The following is a 16,924-nucleotide window of genomic DNA, read 5'->3' as shown; positions in this document are numbered from 1 at the left end:
CCCGCCGTGCTCGGGCAGACCCGCTCAGCTCGGGTCGACGCGCACCGCGCCGACCCCGGACTCGAGGATGATCCGGCGGCTCGCGCTCGGGTCGCTGCCGAGGGAGTTGGCCACCTCGGCGGCGCCGTTGCCGGTGTCGACGCGGTAGCGCACCGTGTCGGGCACCCGCACGACGAGCTCACCGACCCCGACCCTGGCCTCGACGACGCGCGGCGGCTCAACGGCCTCGTACTCGAGTGCGCCGACCCCGACCTCGGCCTCGAAGCGCTCCCCCGTGGCCTCGGTGACGGTCACGTCACCGACGCCGACCTGCACGTCGAGGTCACCCGAGGCGCCCTCGACGGTGACCTGCCCGACGCCGTGCTCGATGTCGAGCTCGGTGTCGGCCGGCACGACGATGAGCCAGTCGACCTCGCACACCGTCCCGAGACCGGGACTCGGGCAGTGCGACGTCACCCGAGTCGCTCCGCCGGAGGTGCGCACGGAGTTGCGCGGTTCGCGCAGCCCCCAGGTGCTCGTGGCGACCGCCCGGGGCGACTCACCCGGCTCGGCGGCCCGCACCCGCACGTCACCGACGGCTCCGTCGAAGTCGAGCTCACCTGCCGCGGAGAGCTGGTAGTCGGTCGTCTCCGACTGCTTGAGCATCGGGCCGAGCAGGCTCAGCCCCGCCCCGGCGACGAGGACGGTGGTGACGAGGAGGGCGATGACCCGGATCGCCCCGACGGGCGTGCGCGAGGGCGCCGGCTCCGCCGCGAGCCGGACGGACTGGACGCGGCGCTCCTCGCGCTCGCGGGCGGCATCGGTCAGGTAGCGATCGCGCAGCTCGGGGTCGGTCGGCTCGCCCGGACGGGGCGGTAGCGGCGTGGTGGTCATGGTCAGTCCTCCTGGTCGAGCCAGCGGGGGACGGCGAGCACCCGACGGTGGTCGCCCTCGGCCGGCGGCAGGTCGAGCTTGGTGAAGATCGACGTGACGTGCTTTTCGACCGCCCCGTCGGAGACGTAGAGCTGCTTGCCGATCGCGGAGTTGGTCCGCCCCTGGGCCATGAGGTCGAGCACGTCGCGCTCCCGCGGCGTGAGCGCGGCGAGCGGGTCGGCGTGCCGGGCTCGGGTGAGCAGCTGGGTGACGACCTCCGGGTCGAGGACGGTGCCGCCGCCGGCGACGTCGCGCAGGGCGGCGATGAAGTCGCTCGTGTCGGCGACGCGGTCCTTGAGGAGGTACCCGACCCCCTTCGACCTCGCCGCGACGAGCTCGGTGGCGTACTGCTCCTCGACGTACTGCGACAGGACCATGACGGCCGTCTCGGGGTGCTTGTCGCGCACCGCGAGCGCCGCGACGATCCCCTCGGAGGTGAAGGTCGGGGGCATCCGCACGTCGACGACGACGAGGTCGGGCCGGTGCTCGTCGACGGCTTCGATGAAGCTGTCGGCGTCGGGGCAGGCGGCCGCGACGTCGAAGCCGGCGGACGTCAGCAGGCGCACGATCCCGTCGCGCAGCAGGACCGAGTCCTCGGCGAGCACGACCCTGGTCGCGGGCTGGGTGGTCTCGAGCTGGACCGTCTCGTCGGTCATGACAGGCTCCGTCCGGTGCGAAGGGGGAGGGTCGCGGTGAGCGTCGTCGGCCCGCCGCTCGGGGAGGTCACCTCGAGGGTGCCGTCGACGGCGGTCACCCGCTGGCGCAACCCGGTCAGCCCGGTGCCGCGGGTCGGGTCGGCGCCGCCGCGACCGTCGTCGGTGACGGTGGCCGTGAGGCGCTCGTCATCGGTGCCCACGACGACCTGGGCGTGCTCGGCACCGGAGTGCTTGGCGACATTGGTCAGGGCCTCGCTGACGACGAAGTAGGCGATCGCCTCGGTCGTCGGGTCGAGGCGACCGACGTCGTGGACCTCGACCGAGACGGGCACGGCCGAGCGGGCGGCCAGGGCCGGCAGCGCCGCCTCGAGGCCGCGGTCGGCGAGGATCGGCGGGACGATGCCGCGAGCGACGTGGCGCATCTCGACGATGGCCTCCTTCGCCGAGCGGTGGGCCTCGTCGACGAGGACGGCGGCGCCCTGCGGGTCACGGTGGATCGCCTCCTTGGCCATGCCGAGGGTCATCGCGATCGAGACCATCCGCTGCTGCGGCCCGTCGTGCAGGTCGCGCTCGATGCGGCGCCGCTCGGCCTCGACGGAGTCGACGGCCTCCCGGCGCGACTCGCTGAGCGTGTCGACACGGGCGGTGAGGTGCTCGACGACCTTGCGCTCGTCACGGCCGAGGAGCCAGCGGGCGAGCATGACGTCGACCGAGGTCAGGCCGTGGGCGACCAGGGGCATGAGCAGGAGGGTGACGAGCGAGATGGTCCACGCGGTCGCCATCGCGATGACTCCGTCGACGGGGATCCAGCCGAAGAGCGAGATCCCGCTGTCGGGCAGGCGGTTGCCGAGCAGCGGCACGAGGAGCATGAGCAGCGCCTGGGCGAGGACGAGCAGCGTCAGCCACCCCATGAAGGTGCCCCACAGGCCGTGCAGCGCGAGGTAGGCGGTGCTGCGCCAGGAGTGGACGTCGAGGAAGAGCCGGCGCCACCACGGCTGCACCCGCCGCGCCGGCGGCTCGACGCGGCGTCCGGTCAGCGCGACGATCCGGTGCCGCTCCACGTGACCGAAGACCCCGCACAGCCACACGAGCGGCACGAGCAGGACGAGGCCGATGCCGCCCGCCGTCACCAGGACGAGGGCGGTCAGGACGAGGCTGACGAGGACGATGGCGCCGATCGAGGTCAGCGTGCTCGTCACGAGGAGCAGCACGCTGCCCCAGCCGGCGAGCCACCGCCGCGGGAGGCTGATCCGTTCGAGGGGCGGGGAGATGGTCTGCGTGGTCACCTGACCAACCTAGGGATCCGCGGCGTCGCGGTCTGCCCAGTCCTCCCCCGAGACGAAGGGGGGACATCCCCCCTTCGCCCGCGGATCAGGCGTAGGAACGGGCGATCTCGACGCTCTGGCTCACGTAGTCGCCGCCGAAGACGATCGCGTGGACCATGACGGGGAAGAGCTGGTGCAGGCCGACGCGCTCCTGCCAGCCGTCGGCGAGCGGCGCGGCCTCGTCGTAGGCGGCGATGATCCGGGCGATGTGCGGCGCCGTGAAGAGCAGCAGCATCGCCAGGTCGGTCTCGGCGTGGCCGCCGTGCGCGGCCGGGTCGATGAGGACGGGGCCCTCGCGGGTCCAGATGATGTTGCCCGCCCAGAGATCACCGTGGAGACGGGCCGGCGGCCGACCGTCGTCGAACTCACCGGCCACGAGACGGTCCGCAACCCGCTCGAAGAGGGCACCGTCGTCCTCCCACAGGCCCTTGGAGCGCCCGAGCTGCAGCAGGTGTCGGATGCGCTGCTCGCCGAAGAACTCACCCCAGCGCTCGGTCGGCTCCAGCGGCATCGGCAGCGGGGAGTCGGCCGGGCCGATGAACCCGTGGCTCGTCCACCGCGCCGGCGGCGCGCCGAAGGCCGGTGCCCCCGCCGCGTGCGTCGCCGCGAGCGCCACCCCGAGCCCGTCGGCGTGGAAGTTCGTCGACGGCCCCGCGTCGTACTGCAGCAGGTCGATGTGGTCGAGGTCGACGTCCTGCAGCTGCGCGATGCGGGCCCCGCCCTGCTCCTGCGCCTCGGCGAGCCAGAGCAGCCCGGCCGCCTCCCACGAGGAGTAGCCGCGCGGGGCTGCCGAGGTGTCCTTGCGATAGGTACGGGGAGGCTTCACGGGTCAAGGGTGCCACCCTCGCCCTTCGCTCCCTCACCCCGGCGCTCCCGCTCCGGACGAAGGGGGATGCCGGCGCACATCCCCCGTCGTCCTGCGCCGGTGCTCAGCGCAGGCGCGGCAGGGCCCCGGTCTCGTCGACGGGTGCGGCCGTCGAGCGGGAGCCGACCTTGATCGGGCCGGTGGCGCCGGCGGAGGTCTTGCCCTCGCCGGCGATGGCGACCGCCACCGCGTCGGCGACATCGGGGTGGAAGACGCTCGGGATGATGTAGGAGGGGTTGATCTCCTCGTCCTTGACCACCGCGGCGATCGCGTCGGCGGCGCGGATGAGCATCTCGATCGTCACGTCCTCGGCGTGGGCGTCGAGCAGCCCGCGGAAGACGCCGGGGAAGGCGAGGACGTTGTTGATCTGGTTGGGGTAGTCACTGCGACCGGAGGCGACGACCTTGGCGAACTGCGCCGCCTCGGCCGGGTCGATCTCGGGGTCGGGGTTGGCCAGCGCGAAGACGATCGGGTCCTCCGCCATGTTGTCGCGGATCCACTCGGCCTTGAGCAGGTTGGGCGCGGAGACGCCGATGAAGACGTCGGCACCCTGCAGGCCGTCGGCGAGGTCGCCGCGGACCTGGCGCGGGTTGGTCCGCTCGGCGAGCTCGCGCTTGGCGCCGGTCAGGGACTCGTCGTCGGACGACAGCAGGCCCTCGCGGTCGTAGACGACGACGTCCTTGGCCCCGGCGGCGAGCAGCAGCGTGACGATCGCCGAGCCGGCGGCGCCACCGCCGGAGACGACGATGCGCACCTGCTCGAGCCACTTGTCGACGACGCGCAGCGCATTGCGCAGGGCGGCGAGCACGACGATCGCCGTGCCGTGCTGGTCGTCGTGGAAGACCGGGATGTCGAGGCTCTCGCGCAGCCGGCGCTCGATCTCGAAGCACCGCGGGGCCGCGATGTCCTCGAGGTTGATGCCACCGAAGCCGGGCGCGATCATCTCGACCGCGCGGATGATCTCCTCGGTGTCCTGCGAGGCCAGGCAGATCGGCCAAGCGTCGATGTCGGCGAACTGCTTGAACAGCGCCGCCTTGCCCTCCATGACCGGCATCGCGGCCTCGGGCCCGATGTTGCCCAGGCCGAGGACCGCCGAGCCGTCGGTGACGACGGCGACGCTGTTGCCCTTGACCGTCAGGCGGCGGGCGTCCTCGGGGTGCTTGGCGATCGCCGACGAGACCCGGCCGACGCCGGGGGTGTAGGCCATCGACAGGTCGTCACGGGTCTTGAGCGCGACCTTGGAGTTGACGGCGATCTTGCCGCCGAGGTGGAGCAGGAAGGTGCGGTCGGAGACCTTGTGCACCTTGACCCCGTCGATCGCCTCGACGGCCTCGACGAGGTCGTCGGTGTGGTTGACGTCGAAGCCGGAGCAGGTCGCGTCGATGACGAGCCGGTCGTGTCGCGAGTCGGCGATGTCGACGGCGGTGACGATGCCGCCCTGCTCGGCGATCGCGGTGGCGATGCGGCCGACGACGGCATAGTCCGGCGAGGTGTGCAGGCGGATGGTGATGGAGTACGACGAAGGGGTTGCTGCGGGCATGTGAGCAGTGTCTCACCGCTCCCCGCTCCTTCATCGCTCGGCCTCAGGTCAACGGGTGGGCGCCCCTGCGGAACCCGCGCGCGTACGCGTCGAGCAGCTCACCCGACGACAGGTGCGACATCTGGGTCCCGAGCCTGGCGAACACGACGGGGTCGTCGAGCACGCCGGCCACCGCTCGCGCACGAGCCGCGGTGAAGGCCCGGCGTGACAGTGCACCCAGGCGATAGGCGCCGGCCAGGTCGAGCACGTAGTCACAAGCCTCCAGCGCCGCCAGGTCGCCCCACGCCTCCTCCTCGTAAGGGCCACGAGACCCCGCGGCCAGGATCTCGTGGAGGTCCACGGCGTCCTTCGCGTTCTGGACGTGCCGATCGCGCCACGCGAGGACCTTGAGCGCTGCCTGCATCTCGATGCTGGCGACCTTCACCGTCACCCCCTCAGCCAGAGCGACCACGTCCGGCCCCCGCATCGCCTCCGCGAGACCGACGACGTCCAGCACGCTGCCGTCCCCGAAGGCCACCCGACCGTCCCGTTCCACGCCCCCGAAGGGGACGACGTCGACCTCGACGCCGTGGATGACCACGGTGTGCACGCGCCGCGCCCTCTCGAAGACCGACAGGAACTCCGCGAGCGCCTCTCCCCGCGGCACGGCCACCGCGATGTCGACGTCGTGCGTGGCCCGGGGTGGACGCTCGCCCAGCGGTGCATGGACGCACAGATCTCTCGCGGCGGCGCCGATGAGGACCATGGGCAGCGAGAGCTCCCGCGCCCTGTTGTCGAGGACCTGCACGACGTCCACGGGGACGTCGTGCTGATCACGTCCGAGGCTGAAGACGCGTGCCATGCGACCGCCACTCCTCGGCGAGGTGCTCGCCCCTCGGGTCCTGCAGCGCGAGCAGGTCCGCGTAGACCACCGGGCCGGGCGCCAGCCGGTGCGTCGGTCCGCCCCTCCCGAGCTCACGCTCGGAGCCGGGAGTCCAGACCGGGCGCCGCACCGTCACCGTCCCGTCCGGGTCAGGGCGGAGCCTTCCGGCCGTCACAGCGGGACCCACCGAGTCACGGACGTAGAGGTCGAGCGTCACCGGGGCGATGTCGTACCCGGCCGCTCGCGCGGCGCTCTCGCCCGACAGGGTCACGTCGCCGTCGGCGAGCGCACGCACGACGTCGTCCGGGCGCAGGCGCGTCGAGTACCGCCCGACGAGCGCGTCGTCCCGGGGCCCGGCCAGGTAGGCAGCCACCCAGCCGTCGTACAGCCGGCGCCACCGGCCTTCGTCCGGGGTGTCACTCGCCCGGTAGCCCTGCTCACGCAGGTGGGCCATGACCTTCTGGACGCTGCCCAAGGACACCGTCGTGCGGGCTTGCACCTCGCGGAGGGGCGCCTCGATCAGCCGGGGCTCCTCGAGGACGGCGAGGACGACGGGCAGGCCCGCTCTGGTGAAGAGCGGCGACGCCTTGCGGACCGATCGCGCCACACCCTCGCGAGCACGTCGACCTCGGACGTCGACGAGGACACCCGCCCCCCTCAGATGGGCATTTCCCGCGCTGTCGACGTATTGGACACCGCGCGCTCGCAGGAGATCCCCGACGGCTGGAGAGATGTGGTCGCTGATGAGGAGGCCCTCACCCACCTGTGCCGCCAGGAGCGCGGCCGTGGAGGGCCGCAGCCCACGCTTGACCTCTACCGGGTACCTGACCTCACGGCCATCGAGCCGCACCACGGCATACCCATCCGGCCGGAGGTCGCCACGCTGCTCCCCCGCCGACGGGGGCTCGACCTCCAGAGCGACGCCGAGCTCCCGCAGCGCGACCACCGTCGCGTCGACGACCTCACGCTCCCAGTGCCCGGCGTTCAGAATATTCATGTGTTCACGCTACGCGAAACCCTCCTCAATGTGAACATTATGGCGGGGCGGCGCGCCGATCGCCGAATCTGGCGAGATATCCCCCTTCGCCTAGACAGCCGGATACGGTCGCATCGTGGACCCGATCACCAACCCCTACGCCCCCGGCGCCGGCCAGCGCCCGCCCGAGCTCGCCGGCCGCGACGAGCAGCTGACGCGCTTCGACGTCGTGCTCAAGCGGATCGTCGCCGGCAAGCCGGAGCGCTCGCTCGTGCTCACCGGTCTGCGCGGGGTCGGCAAGACCGTGCTGCTCAACCAGCTGCGTTCCGCCGCCGTCCGTGCGAAGTGGGGCACGGGCAAGCTCGAGGCCCGCCCTGACCAGGGGCTGCGCCGCCCGCTCGCCAGCGCGCTGCACCAGGCGGTCCGCGAGCTCGGCCACACCCAGGCCGAGGAGGTCGAGCACGTCCTGGGCGTCATCAAGTCCTTCGCCCAGCGCGACGCCAAGCCGGGCACCAAGCTGCGCGAGGTGTGGAACCCCGGCATCGACGCCCCGGCGATCAAGGGACGCGCCGACTCGGGCGACATCGAGATCGACCTCGTCGAGCTCTTCACCGACGTCGGGGGGCTGGCAGCGGACCTGGGGCGCGGCGTCGCGGTCTTCATCGACGAGATGCAGGACCTCGGCCCCGAGGACATCTCGGCGATCTGCGCGGCCTGCCACGAGATGAGCCAGACGGGTCTGCCGCTCATCGTCGTCGGCGCCGGCCTGCCGCACCTGCCGTCGGTGCTGTCGGCGAGCAAGTCCTACAGCGAGCGGCTCTTCCGCTACCAGCGCATCGATCGGCTCGCCCGCGAGGAGGCCGACCGGGCGCTCACCGCGCCGGCCGCCGACGAGCTCGCGGAGTACGAGCAGGCCGCGCTCGACGCGCTCTACTACGCGACCGGCGGTTACCCCTACTTCATCCAGGCCTACGGCAAGGCGGTGTGGGACCAGGCACCGCAGTCGCCGATCCGCGCCGAGGACGTGCGCGTCGCCTCCCCCGAGGCCGAGTCCGAGCTGGCCGTCGGCTTCTTCGGCTCGCGCTACGAGCGCGCCACGCCCGGTGAGCGCGAGTACCTCAAGGCGATGGCCGATGTCGCGGCCGAGATCGCGGCGAAGGGGGAGGAGAGCCTCGACGACATCGAGTCCGTCCTCACCTCGGCCGTGGCCACCTCGCTCGGCAAGAAGCCGCAGTCCCTCTCCCCCGCCCGCGACGCGCTGCTGAAGAAGGGGCTGATCTACTCGGCCGAGCGCGGCCGGATCGCCTTCACCGTCCCGCACTTCGGGCGCTACCTGCGGGATCAGACGTGACCGAGCGTGGGCGCGGCACCGAGCCGGAGACCGTCTTCGAGGCACACCCGGGGCTGCGGGACTTCGCTCGTCTCGGAGGGTGCGTCACCCGACCAATCGGGTTCATCGTCGGGGCTTTCTTCATCGTCCTCGGGCTGACGGGCGTCATCCCCTACGACCCCCTGCGCGACTGGTGGTGGACCCTCCTCATCCTGGCGGGCGCGGTGGTGATGGCGACCGTCATCCCGAGGTCCTTCATGCAGACGGCGGAGCTCAAGCTGCGCCAGCCCTTCGTCGAGATCCACCCGGACGCGATCTCCTACGTCGGCAGCCGGATCCCGGACTTCGCCATCCGCGCCGTGCTGCGGGCGGACCTGAACGAGTACCTGGGCGATCACTCGCGCTGGCAGCGGGGCGACACCTTCTACGTGCTCGTCCGTCGCGAGCAGCTGGGGTTCACCCGCGACGACGGCATCATGCGAACCAAGAGGGGCCAGATCGACATCGCCATCGACGAGGCGCTTGACCCGGTCCGCATGTCCCGGGCGGTCATCGCCCACCTCGAGGCGACGGGCACCCCCTTCGTCGACTGCGGCACCGACCTCGGCCAGCTCGTCGACGCAGCCAAGCGCTACGACCGGTCCTGACCCACCGCCGACGAAGGGATCGCCGTGCCCAACATGCCTGCCGCCGAGCGCCGGGCGAAGCTGCTCGAGGCCGCCTACCGCGTCATGTCCGAGGGCGGGGTGGCCGCGGGGACGACGCGGGCCATCGTGCAGGAGGCGGGGATGTCGCTGGCGGCCTTCCACTACTGCTTCGACAGCCGCGAGGAGATGCTGCGCGCGCTCATCGTCGACCTGTCCGAGCGTGAGCGCGGCTCGGCCCGGCTGGCCCTGGCGGCTGCCGAGGCAGGCACCGTCACCGACCTCGCCGGCACGGTGCGGATGGCGCTGCTCGGCTACCTCGACCACCTCGAGCAGCGCTCCGGCGAGGAGCTGCTCCTGCTCGAGCTCAACCACCACGCGCTGCGCACGCCGGCCCTGCGGGAGCTCGCGACGGAGCAGTACCGCGGCTACTACGACGGGATCCAGCAGCTGCTCGTCGGCATGGCCGAGCAGACCGGCGTCCGGTGGCGGGTGGGCCCCGAGCAGGTGGCCCGCCTGGCCGTCACCCTCACCGACGGCCTGACGACGACCTGGCTGGCCGACCGGGACTCCGCGGCCGCACGGGAGACCATCGAGACGATCGCCGAGATGGTCGCGGGGCTGGCGGCGCCGGCCTGACAGGATGGCGCCGTGCGCGCCGTGGTCATCGAAGACGTCCGAGCCCAGCCCGAGGTCAGGGAGGTGTCGGCCCCCTTCGCCCCTGACGGTGGGGTGGTCGTCGACGTGCGGGCGACCGGCCTGTGCCGCAGCGACTGGCACGCCTGGGCCGGCCACGACGACGCAATCACCTGGCCGCACGTGCCGGGTCACGAGCTCGCCGGCGTCGTGAGCGAGGTGGGTGTCGGTGTGCAGCGGTGGCGGGTCGGCGACCGGGTGACCGTGCCCTTCGTCTGCGGCTGCGGACGGTGCTCGTGGTGCGCCGACGGCGACGCGCAGGTCTGCCCCGACCAGGAGCAGCCCGGGTTCACCCACTGGGGGTCCTTCGCCGAGCAGGTCGCGCTGCACGCGGCCGACACCAACCTCGTCGCGCTGCCGGAAGGGGTGGACTTCGCGACCGCGGCGAGCCTCGGCTGCCGCTTCGCCACCGCCTACCGGGCCCTCGTCGCCCGCGCCCGCCTGACGAAGGGGGAATGGGTCACCGTCGTCGGGGCCGGCGGCGTCGGTCTGAGTGCGGTGATGATTGCCCGGGCGCTCGGTGCGCGGGTCGTCGCGGTCGACCGCAACCCGGCGGCGCTGGCCGTGGCGGCCGAGCTCGGGGCGGAGCACACCGTGGTCGCTGTCGGTGCCGGGGTCGGGGCCGGGGTCCGGGGCGGTGACGCGCGTGAGGCCGGCGCAGACGGCACGGACGTCGCGTCCACGGTCATGGAGCTGACCGGCGGCGGGGCACACGTCGCCGTCGACGCCGTCGGCAGCGAGCAGACCTGTGCCACAGCGCTGCTCAGCCTGCGGCGGCGCGGTCGGCACGTCCAGGTCGGGCTGCTGCCGCCGGTCGACGGTCACCCGCGGGTGCCGATGGCGCGGGTCATCGGGTGGGAGATCGACGTGCTCGGCAGCCACGGCATGGCGGCCGTCGACTACCCCGGAATGCTCGCGCTCATCGAGTCGGGCGCCCTGGCGCCGAAGCGCCTCGTCGAACGGGTCGTCGGGCTCGAGGAGGCGGCGGCGCTGCTGCCCGGCTTCGACACCGCGAGCGTCGCGGGGATGACGATCATCGACCCGTCACGCTGAGGCGCGGACGAAAATCGCTGCGACACGGCCCCCTTCGGCCCGTAGCGTGCGCCCAACGGAAGGGGCACCATGCGCACACTCACCTACTACGTCGCGTCGACGCTCGACGGCTTCATCGCGGGACCGGACGGCGGTGACCCGAGCACCGAGGACTTCATGGCGGTGACGCCGGACCTCGTCGAGTTCATCGCGACCCACTACCCGGAGACGCTGCCGGGGCCGGCCCGCGACGCGATGGGCCTGACCGAGCCCGGCCGGGTCTTCGACACCGTGGTCGAGGGGCGCCGCTCCTACGAGATCGGGCTCGCCGCCGGCATCGACGACGCCTACCCCCACCTGCGGCACCTCGTCGTGTCGACGACGCTCGGTGAGGCGCCCGCGGCGGCGGTCGAGGTCGTCGCGGGTGACCCGCTCGCCCGGGTGCGCGAGCTCAAGACCGAGGAGGGTCTGGGCATCTGGCTCGTCGGCGGCGGCCGGCTCGCGCACGCCCTCCTGCCGGAGATCGACCGGCTCGTCATCAAGCTCAACCCCTCGGTCATCGGCTCGGGGGTCCCGCTCTTCGACGGGGGCTTCACGCCCACGCTCTTCGAGACGGTCGACGTCACCTCGCTGCCCGGTGGGGTGCAGGTGATCACCTGCGAGCGCAGGTCGTAGCCCGCCTCGACGGAGGGCCCCACATCCCGCATTGCCCTACGGCAATGCGACGTCACAGGCCCCCGACCCTGCATTGCCGTAGGGCAATGCGACATCACCGGCCCCCACCTCAGGGCCGCAGGGGGCATGCCGCGGCGCCCGACCCGGACGAGGGTCGGGCGCGGGGCGCGACCGCTACAGGTGCCAGGTCACCCCGTCGTCGCGGACCGTGCACGACAGCTCCTGCGCGTGCACCCGCGTGTGGTGCCGCTCGCACAACAACGCCGCATTACCGATGTCGGTGCGGCCACCCAACGACCAGTACTCCACGTGATGGGCATCGGTCCAGTGCGCGGGCATCGTGCACCCCGGGAAGGTGCAGCCCCCGTCACGCAGCCACAGCAACCGCTTCTGCCCCGGGGTGAAGAAGCGCGTGGCGCGGCCGAGCTCCAACGGCTCACCGTCGCTGCCGAGCATCACCGGGATCACCCCCGCCTCACAGGCCAGCCTCCGCACGCTCGACGGCGAGAGCACCGCCCCCGAGGCCGTGACCCCACCCGCGTGACCGCCACCGGCCACACCACCAGCACCCAGACCCACCGCGGCCGGGCCACCCGCACCGTCACGGTCGGGAGCGGGGTCCGTCGAGCGGTACCCGAAGGGATGCGCGTCGCTGAGGGGCACGCCCGTCGGCCCGAACGCACCGCCCGGGCGTCGTGAGCCGCACACGCCACACGTGCCATCGGTGGCGGTCAGCAGCGAGGACATCGAGATGGTCACCATCACCTGCGCCTTGTCACTCGTGCCCACCTCGCCCGGGCTGGACACCCCACGACCCACGATCGAGACCAAGGCATCGGCACGACGCCGCGCCGGCGGCCTCGGGTCACGCTCGCCGTCAGGACCCTTGACCGGCTTCGACAACCCCGCCACCGCCGCGTCGATGATCGCCGCGCCCTCCGCATCGAGCACCAGCTTGTAGCGCGTCAACCCACTCGCGTCCGTGTGACTCGTCAACGACCGCGCCGACCGCGCCCGCTCGTCATCCGCCGCCAGATCCTTGGCCGGACGCAACATCCGCGTCGTCTGCGTGATCGCCGCCGCCAGCTTGCGCTCGTCGAGCCCCGGGAGGCGGCTCGAGATCCGCCCACCCGGCCCGGTGCGCACGACCTCGTCACGGGCCGCACCGAGCAGGACCCCCAGGTCCGCCTCCAAGAGCTCGGGGTCAGCGACCCGGCACACGCCCTCGTGGAAGCGCACCAACTGATCAGCCTTGCCCACCGACAGTTGGCCGCCCTCGACGCAGGCGAGCACCCCGGCGAGGCCGACCGGCTGCGGCCGCTCACCCCACTCCCCCGCGGCTGGCTGCGTCTCCCCGGCCACCTGCTCAGGCGCGTCCGGACGAAGGGGGGCGCCGCCCCCTTCGTCATCGTGCGTGGTGTCGACGAGCGCGGACCCGGCCCGCAGACCCGCCCTGGCCACCCGCACCACCGCAGCGACGTCCCGCACCGCCGGCCGCGGAGCGGTCCGCCCCTCGCTCACCCCGACCCAATCGGCCTCCGACCACGACTCCTGCCCCGGCACACCCCGCGAGATGCCCTCACGCACCAACGCCACCTCGGCCGCCTCGAGCACCGCCCGGGCCCGACCGATCGCCGCCAACCCCTCCGCCAGTTCCTCGTCCGGCGCCTGCCACAGCCGCGGCGCCTCCAGCGAGGCCATCGTCATCGCGCGCACCGAGTCCCGCAGGCCCGACACGAGCCCCAGACCCTCCCACTGCGTCGCCACTGACATGCTTCGATCATACGTTCGAAAGACCCGACTCGGGAACCCCCTGAGCCCTGTGAATTCAAGGAACTTCGCCGCTGGTCTGGGGAGAAGTCGGCCACCGGTCGGGCGGTCGAGAACGGCCTCACCCGAGCAAGGGTGCGCAGCGGCGCACCGGTGTCGACGTGGACCCGACCACCCATCCCGTCACGCTGTCACGCCGGCGCCGCCCGGGTCGTCAGATGGGTGACAGCATCGACAGCAGAGGTGAGGGACATGGACCCAGCACAGCAGGCAGAGGACTTCGAGGCGGAGCGCCCACGGCTCGTCGGCCTGGCCACGCGCATCCTCGGCGACCACGCCGAGGCCGAGGACGTCGTTCAGCAGGCCTGGCTGCGGCTCCACGGCACGGACACCGACATCAAGTCCCTCCCGGCATGGCTCACGACGGTGACGACCCGCCTGTGCCTCGACCGGCTCAAGTCACGAGCTCCGGTGCAGCACAGCGACATCGAGCCGGGTCAGGTCACGCCGGACATCGCTGACGACGTCGTCCTCGCGGACACCGTCGGCGTGGCGCTGCAGGCCGTGATCGACCGCCTGACCCCCGGCGAGCGGGTCGCCTTCGTGCTGCACGACAGCTTCGGCTTCGACTTCGCGACGATCGCCGCGATCCTCGACACGACGCCGGCCGCGGCACGCAAGCTCGCCTCGCGGGCCCGGGGCAAGGTGCGGGGCCAGGGGGCTGAGAGGGCAGACTGGGCGGTCGTCGACGCCTTCATGGCGGCCGCGCGCGAGGGCGACTTCGACTCCCTGCTGCGGCTGCTCGCACCAGACGCCACGATCACCGCCGACGCCGCCGCCGTCGCGAGCGGCACGCCCGAGCGGGTCGACGGGCAGCGGGAGATCGCCGAGTTCTTCAACGGCAGCGCCCACGCGGCCCTCGCCGTGCTCGTCGACGAGCGGCCCGGCGCCGCGTGGTTCCACCGCGGCGAGGCCAGGGTGCTCTTCGACTTCGACGTCGTGGACGGCGTCGTGCAGGGCATCACCTTCCGCGCCGAGCCCGAGGTGCTCGAGCGGGTGCACCGCCGCGAAGACACCCGGCGCTCGTCCTGAGGTGCGAGGCCCCTTGTCACATCCGCACTCCCCCGATCGTCAACCCCACGAGACCCACACACGAGAGGATCACCCCATGAAGACCATGACCTGCCAGCAGCTCGGCGGCCCCTGCGACCTCGCCCACCGCGGCGAGACGCACGACGACGTCATCAACGCCCAGGACCAGCACCTCAAGGAGATGGAAAAGGCCGGCGACGCCGCGCACCAGCCGGCCCGCGACGAGATGAAGAAGCGCTGGCGTCGCCCCCGCAAGGCGCTCGGTTGGTACAACGAGATGAAGCAGACCTTCGCTGCCCTGCCGGAGGACTGAGCCGGCCCGGCCCGGCCTCCCTCAGGGGCGCGAGCGCCCCACCAGCACCATCGCCCCGGCGCCTCCCAGTGCGCCCACCGCGTACCAGAGGAGGTCGACCGGGGCGAAGGTCGTCCCGAGCACCCAGCGCAGCTGCGGCACCCGCGCCGGCAGACCGGTCAGCTGGGCCAGCTCGACGACCACGCACAGCGCCAGGGCCACCCCGGCCACGACGAGCGGGCGCGGCGTCTCACGACTCGGCCACAGCACGCGAAGGGAGAAGACCGCCGCCATCGCGTAGAGGACGCTGCCGGCCGCGTCGGTCCACGCCAGATGGCGGAATCCCTGCAGCGCCAGCCCGATCGCCACGACGACGGCCAGCAGGACGAGGGCGGGGAGGCGGCGCACGGCGCCACCCCAGCACACCGGGCTGGCATCTCACTGTGAGGCCTCGCCCTGCACGGTCGACTACCCGCGAGTAGGTTCTGCGCCATCGGAACACCAATGGCGGTGCGCCCCGGGGTGGCACTCCGTCGAGGAGGCACTCCATGTCCGCACAGCCCACCCGCCGCGCCGTGATCGCCGGGGCAGGAGCCGCCAGCGCACTCACCGCGCTGCCGGCCGCGACCGCCCACGCCAACCCGACGACCCCCGGCACCGGGGACACGTTGCCCACCGATCGGCTCGCCCACGCCAAGCACCGCCTGGCCGCGCCCGAGATCTTCCGCGCACCGAAGAAGATCGCCTCGCACACCGACGTCATCGTCATCGGAACCGGTTTCGGCGGCAGCGTCGCCGCCCTTCGTCTCGGCCGGGCCGGCGCCGACGTCGCGATGCTCGAGCGCGGCTCCCGCTGGCCCCATGACCCGTGGCGGCGCATCAACGCCGGCGACATGGCGCTCGACGGGCGCGGCATCTGGCACAAGCGCTCCTTCACCAACCTCGTCGGGATCCCGCAGCCTGTCGACCGCTTCGGCGGCGTGCTCGACGACACCACCTACGAGCACCTGCGGGTGTGGCGGGGCGCGGCCGTCGGCGGCGGCTCGATCGTCTTCACCGGCGTGCTCCTCGAGCCGCCCACGGAGTACTTCGAGCACCTCTTCGGGGACACGGTGAGCCAGACCGAGATGCACCGCACCTGGTACCCGAGGGCCCGCAGGATGCTCCGGGCCTCGCCGATGCCACGTGACATCTACGGCAGAGCGCCCTTCGGCCACTCCCGGCGCTGGGACGCGAATGTCCGCAAGGCCGGCTATACCCCCGAGCCGCTCGACGGGATCTGGGACTGGGACGTCGTGCGAGCCGAGCTGCAGGGCCGCTCGCGGCGCTCGGCCACCATCGGCGAGAGCAACTACGGCAATGCCAACGGCGCGAAGTGGGATCTCACGCTCAACTACCTGCCGCAGGCCGAGGCCACCGGCAGGGTGACCGTGCACCACTGGCACGTCGTCGACCGCATCGGCCAGGACGCCCGAGGCCGCTACACCGTCGACCTGCGCGTCGTCGACCCCACGGGCGAGGTCCTCGAGACCCGGACGGTCACCTGCGACCGCCTGGTCCTCGGCGCCGGCAGCATCGGCACCTCCGAGCTGCTCGTCCGCGCCCGGGCCGAGGGCACCCTGAAGCACCTGGACGACTCCGTCGGTGAGGGCTTCGGCACGAATGGTGATGCCGCGATGGTGCAGTTCATCTCGCTGTCCAAGGGGCTGTCGCAGGGATCACCCTCGGCGTCGACCATCCTCGACGCGAGCCTCGACATGCCCGCACGGATGGAGAACTGGTACGCCCTCGGCGTCCAGGTCAACGCCGGCATCATCGGGTCGCTCGGCATGGTCATGGACCCGCAGCGCGCGAGGTTCGTCCACAGCGCCGCCAAGGACGACGTCATCGTCGACTGGCCGAAGGACGGCAACAAGGCGACCGAGGAGGTCCTGCGCGAGATGCGGAACAAGATCGCCGAGGCTGCAGGCGTCGGGGTGGGGGTGCCCGTCCTCGGTGTGCCGGACGTCGGGACGAGCTTCACCGCGCACCCGCTGGGCGGCGCCGTCATCGGCAGGAGCACCGACGCCTACGGCCGGGTCAAGGGCCACCCCGGTCTCTACGTCATGGACGGCGCCGGCATCCCCGGCAGCACTGGCACGGCCAACCCCTCGCTGACCATCACCGCGCTCGCCGAGCGCAACATCGCGAGGATCATCGCCGACGGGCGGTGACGCCTCGCGTCGGTGACCGACTCGCGGGGTTCGGTTACGCCTCG

The 16,924-nt window shown here is 72.4% G+C and carries 17 protein-coding genes; 8 read left to right on the top strand and 9 right to left on the bottom strand.

The features are described from left to right. Positions 1–24: 24 nt before the first annotated feature. The 7 genes from H7A72_RS00790 to H7A72_RS00760 form a co-directional block, all read right to left on the bottom strand. Complete coding sequence (locus H7A72_RS00790) at positions 25–873, bottom strand: hypothetical protein (protein ID WP_185221314.1); 849 nt, start codon at positions 871–873, stop codon at positions 25–27. A 2-nt stretch (positions 874–875) separates the two neighbouring features. Then, on the bottom strand, positions 876–1,568 hold the full coding sequence (locus tag H7A72_RS00785; protein WP_185221313.1) for a response regulator transcription factor: 693 nt from the start codon (positions 1,566–1,568) through the stop codon (positions 876–878). Further along, positions 1,565–2,854 (bottom strand): sensor histidine kinase, encoded by a 1,290-nt coding sequence (locus H7A72_RS00780; RefSeq protein WP_185221312.1) that lies wholly within the window; start codon positions 2,852–2,854, stop codon positions 1,565–1,567. The genes H7A72_RS00785 and H7A72_RS00780 overlap by 4 nt, the downstream gene beginning before the upstream one ends. A gap of 85 nt (positions 2,855–2,939) precedes the next feature. After that, positions 2,940–3,719, bottom strand: coding sequence for a fructosamine kinase family protein (locus H7A72_RS00775; RefSeq protein WP_185221311.1), 780 nt, complete (start codon positions 3,717–3,719; stop codon positions 2,940–2,942). 103 nt (positions 3,720–3,822) lie between these two features. Continuing rightward, positions 3,823–5,298, bottom strand: coding sequence for an NAD-dependent malic enzyme (locus tag H7A72_RS00770; protein WP_185221310.1), 1,476 nt, complete (start codon positions 5,296–5,298; stop codon positions 3,823–3,825). A gap of 43 nt (positions 5,299–5,341) precedes the next feature. After that, entirely contained in the window at positions 5,342–6,139 is a 798-nt protein-coding gene (locus tag H7A72_RS00765) for a nucleotidyl transferase AbiEii/AbiGii toxin family protein (protein WP_084450795.1), read from the bottom strand. After that, positions 6,111–7,157 carry a type IV toxin-antitoxin system AbiEi family antitoxin gene (locus H7A72_RS00760; RefSeq protein ID WP_185221309.1) on the bottom strand — a complete coding sequence of 349 codons (1,047 nt, stop codon included), beginning with the start codon at positions 7,155–7,157 and terminating at the stop codon, positions 6,111–6,113. The genes H7A72_RS00765 and H7A72_RS00760 overlap by 29 nt, the downstream gene beginning before the upstream one ends. Before the next feature lie 115 nt (positions 7,158–7,272). On the opposite strand from H7A72_RS00760, the gene H7A72_RS00755 reads away from it, so the two are divergent. The 5 genes from H7A72_RS00755 (at position 7,273) to H7A72_RS00735 (ending at position 11,513) form a co-directional block, all read left to right on the top strand. After that, positions 7,273–8,487 carry an ATP-binding protein gene (locus H7A72_RS00755; protein ID WP_084450799.1) on the top strand — a complete coding sequence of 405 codons (1,215 nt, stop codon included), beginning with the start codon at positions 7,273–7,275 and terminating at the stop codon, positions 8,485–8,487. Further along, complete coding sequence (locus tag H7A72_RS00750; RefSeq protein WP_084450801.1) at positions 8,484–9,113, top strand: hypothetical protein; 630 nt, start codon at positions 8,484–8,486, stop codon at positions 9,111–9,113. Before H7A72_RS00755 ends, H7A72_RS00750 begins: the two co-directional genes overlap by 4 nt. Before the next feature lie 33 nt (positions 9,114–9,146). Beyond that, positions 9,147–9,749: a TetR/AcrR family transcriptional regulator gene (locus tag H7A72_RS00745; RefSeq protein WP_223277936.1), complete on the top strand. Its 603-nt coding sequence runs from the start codon at positions 9,147–9,149 to the stop codon at positions 9,747–9,749. A gap of 12 nt (positions 9,750–9,761) precedes the next feature. After that, entirely contained in the window at positions 9,762–10,859 is a 1,098-nt protein-coding gene (locus H7A72_RS00740; protein WP_185221307.1) for an alcohol dehydrogenase catalytic domain-containing protein, read from the top strand. Positions 10,860–10,928: 69 nt separating this feature from the next. Beyond that, the gene (locus tag H7A72_RS00735) at positions 10,929–11,513 is read left to right on the top strand and encodes a dihydrofolate reductase family protein (protein WP_185221306.1); all 585 of its coding nucleotides are present in this window, start codon (positions 10,929–10,931) and stop codon (positions 11,511–11,513) included. 174 nt (positions 11,514–11,687) lie between these two features. Here H7A72_RS00735 and H7A72_RS16550 read toward each other — a convergent pair whose 3' ends face one another. Beyond that, positions 11,688–13,286: an HNH endonuclease signature motif containing protein gene (locus H7A72_RS16550; protein WP_223277715.1), complete on the bottom strand. Its 1,599-nt coding sequence runs from the start codon at positions 13,284–13,286 to the stop codon at positions 11,688–11,690. Between the two features lie 249 nt (positions 13,287–13,535). Between H7A72_RS16550 and H7A72_RS00725 the strand changes: the two genes are divergently transcribed. Together H7A72_RS00725 and H7A72_RS00720 are read left to right on the top strand one after the other, a co-directional pair. Beyond that, a complete protein-coding gene (locus tag H7A72_RS00725; RefSeq protein WP_084450807.1) occupies positions 13,536–14,375 on the top strand; it encodes a sigma-70 family RNA polymerase sigma factor in 840 nt (279 codons plus the stop codon). A gap of 76 nt (positions 14,376–14,451) precedes the next feature. Beyond that, positions 14,452–14,688, top strand: a complete 237-nt coding sequence (locus tag H7A72_RS00720; RefSeq protein ID WP_185221305.1) for a hypothetical protein — start codon at positions 14,452–14,454, stop codon at positions 14,686–14,688. 21 nt (positions 14,689–14,709) lie between these two features. Here H7A72_RS00720 and H7A72_RS00715 read toward each other — a convergent pair whose 3' ends face one another. Beyond that, entirely contained in the window at positions 14,710–15,075 is a 366-nt protein-coding gene (locus H7A72_RS00715; RefSeq protein ID WP_223277714.1) for a DUF2809 domain-containing protein, read from the bottom strand. A gap of 140 nt (positions 15,076–15,215) precedes the next feature. Between H7A72_RS00715 and H7A72_RS16980 the strand changes: the two genes are divergently transcribed. After that, positions 15,216–16,880, top strand: a complete 1,665-nt coding sequence (locus tag H7A72_RS16980; protein ID WP_185221304.1) for a GMC oxidoreductase — start codon at positions 15,216–15,218, stop codon at positions 16,878–16,880. The last annotated feature ends 44 nt before the right edge of the window (positions 16,881–16,924 follow it).

It is taken from the genome of Janibacter sp. YB324, assembly GCF_014217915.1.
Taxonomy (GTDB): Bacteria; Actinomycetota; Actinomycetes; order Actinomycetales; family Dermatophilaceae; genus Janibacter; species Janibacter indicus.
Note: the sequence above shows the minus strand (reverse complement) of the source record. Positions and strands in the feature narration are given on the sequence as shown.

Bases quoted from the DNA above. Each gene is read 5' to 3' on its own strand.
- H7A72_RS00790 (WP_185221314.1), bottom strand. From the start codon at position 873: ATGACCACCACGCCGCTACCGCCCCGTCCGGGCGAGCCGACCGACCCC.
- H7A72_RS00785 (WP_185221313.1), bottom strand. From the start codon at position 1,568: ATGACCGACGAGACGGTCCAGCTCGAGACCACCCAGCCCGCGACCAGG.
- H7A72_RS00770 (WP_185221310.1), bottom strand. From the start codon at position 5,298: ATGCCCGCAGCAACCCCTTCGTCGTACTCCATCACCATCCGCCTGCAC.
- H7A72_RS00765 (WP_084450795.1), bottom strand. From the start codon at position 6,139: ATGGCACGCGTCTTCAGCCTCGGACGTGATCAGCACGACGTCCCCGTG.
- H7A72_RS00760 (WP_185221309.1), bottom strand. From the start codon at position 7,157: ATGAATATTCTGAACGCCGGGCACTGGGAGCGTGAGGTCGTCGACGCG.
- H7A72_RS00745 (WP_223277936.1), top strand. From the start codon at position 9,147: ATGCCTGCCGCCGAGCGCCGGGCGAAGCTGCTCGAGGCCGCCTACCGC.
- H7A72_RS00735 (WP_185221306.1), top strand. From the start codon at position 10,929: ATGCGCACACTCACCTACTACGTCGCGTCGACGCTCGACGGCTTCATC.
- H7A72_RS16550 (WP_223277715.1), bottom strand. From the start codon at position 13,286: ATGTCAGTGGCGACGCAGTGGGAGGGTCTGGGGCTCGTGTCGGGCCTG.
- H7A72_RS00725 (WP_084450807.1), top strand. From the start codon at position 13,536: ATGGACCCAGCACAGCAGGCAGAGGACTTCGAGGCGGAGCGCCCACGG.
- H7A72_RS00720 (WP_185221305.1), top strand. From the start codon at position 14,452: ATGAAGACCATGACCTGCCAGCAGCTCGGCGGCCCCTGCGACCTCGCC.
- H7A72_RS16980 (WP_185221304.1), top strand. From the start codon at position 15,216: ATGTCCGCACAGCCCACCCGCCGCGCCGTGATCGCCGGGGCAGGAGCC.